We start from the raw sequence: 6,205 nt of genomic DNA on the forward strand, positions 1-6,205 counted from the left end.
CACGCACCTGCGGTGAACAGCCAGGAAGGAACGCTCCGGCGCACAGGAACACTGAGAGTGAACTCCTACAATGAATCCGTCTCGCGACCAAGCCCATGAAAAAGGGCCCCGGGGGGAATCCCCGAGGCCCTCGAATCACTTCGAGCCCTGTCCCGTCGCCGCTACGCCGGGGCCGAGGCCGGTGCCTGCGGCGCGCCGACCGAGTCCGAATTCTTGGACGACTCCGCCCTGCGGCCGAACTCCTCGGGCTTCTCCAGGAGGAGGGCCTCGCGCAGCACGTCGTCCACGAACTCCACGGGGACGATGCGCAACTGGGAGCGGATCTTCTTCGGGATGTCCTTCAGGTCCTTCTTGTTGGCCTTGGGGATGAGGACGGTCTTGATGCCGGCGCGGTGGGCGGCGAGCGTCTTCTCCTTGAGGCCGCCGATGGGCAGCACCCGGCCGCGCAGGGTGATTTCACCCGTCATGGCCACGTCCTTGCGCACCGGAATGCGGGTGAGCGCGGACACGAGCGCCGTGCACATGGTCACACCGGCCGACGGACCGTCCTTGGGAATCGCGCCCTCGGGCAGGTGCACGTGGATGTCGTAGTTCTCGAACATCTTGCGGTCGATGCCGAAGCGATCGGCCCGCGTGCGCACGTAGGACATGGCCGCCTGGGCGGACTCCTGCATCACCTCGCCCAGCTTGCCGGTGATGATGAGCTTGCCCTTGCCCGGCATGACCGTGGCCTCGGTGGTGAGGATCTCTCCTCCCATCTCCGTCCACGCGAGACCCGTGACGATGCCCACCTGGTCCTCGCGCTCGGCCACGCCGTAGCGGAAGCGCGGGGTGCCCAGGTACTTCATCGCCTGCTTGCGGTCGACCACGATGTCGCGCCGGCCGTTCTTCAGGATGTCGCGGGCGATCTTCCGGTACACGCCGCCGATCTCACGCTCCAGCGAGCGCACCCCGGACTCCCGCGTGTAGCGGTGGATGATGGTCCGCAGCGCGTCACTGGTGATGTCGATCTTCAGGTCCGCGAGCCCGTTGGCCTCCTGCTCCTTGGGGATCAGGTAGCGCCGCGCGATGTTGAGCTTCTCGGGCTCGGTGTACCCCGCGATCCGGATGACCTCCATGCGGTCCTGCAGAGGACCGGGGATGTTGTGCATCGTGTTCGCGGTGCAGATGAACATCACCTTCGACAGGTCGTAGTCGAGGTCGAGGTAATGGTCATTGAAGTTGTGGTTCTGCTCGGGGTCCAGCACCTCCAGCAGCGCCGCGCTCGGGTCGCCGCGGAAGTCGGTGGACATCTTGTCGATCTCATCGAGCAGGAAGACGGGGTTGTTGCTGCCCGCCTTCTTGAGCGACTGGATGAGCTTGCCCGGCATGGCGCCGATGTACGTGCGCCGGTGGCCACGGATTTCGGCCTCGTCCCGCACGCCGCCCAGGGACAGGCGCACGAACTTGCGGCCGGTGGCGCGGGCGATGGAGCGCGCCAGCGACGTCTTGCCGACGCCCGGGGGCCCCACGAAGCAGAGCACGGGGCCCTTGAGCTTCTTCACCAGCTGCTGCACGGCCAGGTACTCGAGGATGCGCTCCTTGGGGCGCTTGAGGCCGTAGTGGTCCTCGTTGAGCACCCGCTCGGCCTCGACGACATCCAGACGGTCCTGGGTCTCCTCGTACCAGGGCAGGCTGATGATCCAGTCGATGTAGTTGCGCACGACGGTGGCCTCGGCGCTCATCGGGCTCATCATCCGGAGCTTCTTCAGCTCCTTCTTGACCTTGAGCGTGGCCTCCTTGCTCATCCGCTTGTTCTTGAGCTTCTCCTCGATCTCCTGGATCTCGTTCTTGAACTCGTCGCGCTCACCCAGTTCCTTCTGAATGGCCTGCATCTGCTCATTCAGGTAGTACTCCTTCTGGGTCTTCTCCATCTGCTTCTTGACGCGGGTGCGGATCTTCTTCTCGACCTGCAGTATCTCGATCTCACCCTGCATCAGCTCGTAGAGCTTCTCCAGGCGCTTGGCCGGGCTCTCCGTCTCGAGCAGCGCCTGCTTGTCGTTCAGCTTGAGCGACAGGTGGGCGACGATGGTGTCCGCGAGGCGCGCCGGGTCGTCGATGCTCGCCACCTGCATGAGCATCTCGGGCGGGATGCGCTTGTTGAGCTTGACGAAGGCCTCGAAGACCGAGTGCACGCTGCGCACGAGCGCCTCGAGCTCCACGGACTTCTCGCTCTGCTCCTCGACCTCCTCCACCTCGACCATGAAGAAGGCGTCGTTGGGCATGAACTTCTTCACGCGCGCCCGCCGCACGCCCTCCACGAGCACCTTCACCGTGCCGTCGGGCAGCGGGAGGAGCTGGATGACGTGGCCGATGGTGCCGAAGTGGAAGATGTCCTCCGCCGTCGGGTCATTCGTCTTGGCCTTCTTCTGGGCGGCCAGGAGGATGACGGCCTTGTCGTCGGGGCCCTTGTGGGCCATCGCGTCCTTCAGCGCCGCGATGGACTTCTCCCGGCCGACGAACAGCGGGACCACCATGTGCGGAAACACGATGATGTCCCGCAGCGGGAGGAGCGGTACGGTGCTCCCACGCTTCTGGGCATCCCTCTTGTCGTCTCGTCCGAAGAACATGTATTCGCCACCTGCCTGCTTGCCACCCTTGGTTGCAAGCCCCTGGTAAAGTTGCCCGCCCGCACACCGAGAGTACGGACAGGTAAGACGGTCTCTATAACACGGCCCCTCCGGCGGCCGTTCCCCGGGTGAAAGATGGGGAACGTTGGCCTGCAAGCAAGGGAACACCCTGGGGGCCATCGGGTGTCCGGCCGCTGGTTTAGCGGGCCCGATTTGCGTTCGCAGCGGATGCAATGCCGCCCGCCTGAACGCCCAGCACCTCGAAGAGGAAGCTGTAGAGGTCCACGTTGGACTCGATGGCCTTGGCCACCTGGTCCGCCCCACCGTGTCCCGCGTTGGCTTCGATACGTAACAGGGCGGGCGCGTCATGTCCCGCGTTCTGTACCCGGGCCACGAATTTACGGGCGTGCAGGGGGTCCACCCGGTCGTCGTGGTCCGCGGCCATCATCAGGAGGGCCGGGTAGCGCACGCCCGGCCTCACGTGGTGGAAGGGCGAGTAGGCGTGAAGCACCCGGAAGTCCTCGGGTTTCTCCGCCGTGCCGTACTCCGGAATCCACGTCTTGCCGCTGCCGAACAGGTGGTAGCGCACCATGTCCAGCAGGGGCACCTGGCACACCACCGCCCCGAAGAGCTCCGGGCGCTGGGTCATGGCGACCCCCACCAGCAGGCCGCCGTTGCTGCCGCCGCAGATGGCCAGCTTGTCGGGCCGGGTATAGCCCTCGCGGATGAGGAACTCGGCCGCCGCGTGGAAGTCGTCGAAGACGTTCTGCTTGCGCTCCAGGCGGCCGGCCTCGTGCCAGGCCTTCCCGTACTCCCCTCCCCCGCGCAGGTTGGCCACCACGTACACGCCCCCGGCGTCCAGCCACGGGTAGATGCTGGAGCGGAACGACGGCAGCATGCTCACGTTGAAGCCGCCGTAGCCGTAGAGGAGCGTCGGGTTGTCCCCCGTCTTTTTCAGGTCCTTGCGGTGCACCAGGAAGAGGGGCACCCGCGTGCCGTCCTTGGAGCGGAAGAAGGCCTGTTCCACCGTGTAGCGCTCCGGCTCGATGGGCAGCTCCACCCGGGCCCACAGCTCCACCCGCCCGCTGGACACGGACGTCTTGTAGACCTGTGGCGGGGTGCTGAAGGAGCTGTAGACGAACCAGGCCTCATCCCGATCCTCCAGGCCGTAGAGGTTGCTCGCCGCGCCCAGGCCCGGCAGCGCCACGTCGCGCACCGGCTGGCCCTCGAGCGTCACCAGCCGCACCCGCGTGGTGGCGTCCTTCAGGTACGCCAGCGCCAGGTGGCCGCCCACGATGTTGATGCCCTGCAGCGCGGCCGAGGGGTCCTCGGGGACCAGTTCCCTCCACGCCGGGCGCTCGGGCCGCTCGGGAGACACCTTGAAGACGCGCTCCATGGGCGCGCCCTCGTCCGTCTGTATGTAGAAGGCGTCCTCCCAGACGTCCACCGAGTACCGGGCGCCCTCGCCCTTCACCAGCAGGCGGAAGTCCTTCTCCCCCACCCGCTTCCACCAGACGTCGTTCTCGCTCCAGCCGCGGGTGATGTAGACGAAGAGGTACTTGCCGTCCCGGGTGACGTTGCCGCCGAGGAACGTCTTCGGATCCCCCGTGCGCGGGTGCACCTGGGTGTCCGTCTTGGGGTCCGTGCCGAGCCGGTGCAGGCGCAGCTCGGTGTAGCCGGGCCGCTCGGCCACGGGGATGGACGGATCCGTGGGCAGCCACGCGTAGTAGAAGGACTGGTTGTCCGGCGTCCAGTTCGGGGAGGCGTACTTGGCCCCCTCGATGACGTCCACCTCGCTCCACTTGCCCGTGTCCACGTCCAGCACGTGGAGGATGGCCTCATCCGCCGCGTTCGGCTTGCGGCTGAAGGCCACCTTCCGGCCGTCCCACGAGGGCACCCACACGCCCAGGGACACCGTGCCGTCCGGGCTCCAGGTGTTCGGGTCCAGCAGGACGCGCTCCTCGCCCTTCTCGCCCTCGCGCCAGTAGACGACGGCCTTCTCCTTGTCCTTGTGGGTGCGGACGTAGAAGTAGCGGTTGCCCCGCACCGCGGGCGCGGACAGGGACTCCACGTAGAAGAGCTCCGTGTAGCGCCGCCGCAGGGCCTCGCGGCCGGGGAAACGCTCGAGGTGCTCCCGGGCGAAGGCGTCCTGGGCCTTCATCCACGCCTGCACCTCGGGGGACTGCTCGTCCTCGAGCCATCGGTGCGGGTCCGCCACCTCCACCCCGTGCAGGGTGTCCACCACCGCCTCGGTCCGCGTGGCCGGGTATTTCATCCGCTTCGTCTCCTTGCGAGGGACAGCAGATAAGGCAACGCCCCCGTCCGTCCCACGAAAAGTGCGGGACTGGCGGGGGCGTCCGTGACGCGCGGTGGGGGCTCGGGCTCAACCCGGGGCCCGGATACCCTCACCCCGTCCCTCTCCCGGAGGGAGAGGGGTTCTCGAGCGCCTGGGCGCGCGGGCGCCTACGCGCTCTCCTTCTTGGGCTCCGCTTCCTTGTTCTCCTGGGAGTGGAGCACCACCGGCTCGCTCTTCTTGAGGATGACCTCCTCGGAGATCACCACCTCGCGAGCCGTCTTGCGCGAGGGCAGCTCGTACATCACGTCCAGCATCGCGCTCTCCAGGATGGAGCGCAGGCCGCGCGCTCCCGCCTTGCGGCGGATGGCCTCGGAGGCAATCGCCTTGAGCGCCCCGTCCGTGAACTTCAGCGAGATGCCGTCCAGCTCGAAGAGCTTCTTGTACTGCTTCGTCAGCGCGTTCTTCGGCTGGCTGAGGATGTTCACCAGCGCCGGCTCGTCCAACTCCTCGAGCGCCGTCACGATGGGCAGGCGGCCGATGAACTCCGGAATCATTCCGAACTTCAGCAGATCCTCCGGCTCCACGTGCTTGAGCAGCTCGGTGAGGTTGCGCTGCTTCTTGGACTGGATGTCCGCGCCGAAGCCCAGGCTGCGGCCACCCAGCCGCCGCTCGATGATCTGCTCCAGCCCGCCGAAGGCGCCGCCGCAGATGAAGAGGATGTTCGTCGTGTCCACCTGCAGGAACTCCTGCTGCGGGTGCTTGCGGCCCCCCTTGGGCGGCACGTTGGCGATGGTGCCCTCGATGATCTTCAACAGCGCCTGCTGCACGCCCTCGCCCGACACGTCGCGGGTGATCGAGGGGTTCTCCGACTTGCGGGCGATCTTGTCGATCTCGTCGATGTAGACGATGCCCTTCTCCGCCCGCGCCACGTCGAAATCGGCGTTCTGCAGCAGGCGCAGGATGATGTTCTCCACGTCCTCGCCCACGTACCCCGCCTCGGTGAGGGTGGTGGCGTCGACGATGGCGAAGGGGACGTTGAGGATGCGCGCCAGCGTCTGCGCCAGCAGCGTCTTGCCGCTCCCGGTGGGGCCCAGCAGCAGGATGTTGCTCTTCTGCAGCTCCACGTCGTCCAGCTGCACCTTGGACTCGATGCGCTTGTAGTGGTTGTGCACCGCCACCGCGAGGATCTTCTTGGCCCGCTCCTGGCCGATCACGTACTCGTCGAGCGTGGTCTTGATCTCCGAGGGCCGCGGGATGCGCAGCTTGGTGTCCTTCTGCTCCTCGCGGTCGATCTCCTCGG

General features: G+C 66.7%; 3 protein-coding genes. All 3 read right to left on the reverse strand.

Annotated features, from left to right (window positions below; all coding sequences use genetic code 11):
* Positions 1 to 161: 161 nt before the first annotated feature.
* On the reverse strand, positions 162 to 2,609 hold the full coding sequence (gene lon, locus VFZ09_RS29945) for an endopeptidase La (protein ID WP_329731113.1): 2,448 nt from the start codon (positions 2,607 to 2,609) through the stop codon (positions 162 to 164).
* 199 nt (positions 2,610 to 2,808) lie between these two features.
* A complete protein-coding gene (locus tag VFZ09_RS29950; protein ID WP_329731114.1) occupies positions 2,809 to 4,884 on the reverse strand; it encodes a prolyl oligopeptidase family serine peptidase in 2,076 nt (691 codons plus the stop codon).
* Positions 4,885 to 5,072: 188 nt separating this feature from the next.
* Positions 5,073 to 6,205 (reverse strand): ATP-dependent Clp protease ATP-binding subunit ClpX (gene clpX / locus VFZ09_RS29955; protein ID WP_329731115.1); only part of this gene is annotated, 1,133 nt, incomplete at its 5' end.

The sequence above is a fragment of the Archangium sp. genome, assembly GCF_036277355.1.
In the GTDB taxonomy this organism is placed as follows: Bacteria; Myxococcota; Myxococcia; order Myxococcales; family Myxococcaceae; genus Archangium.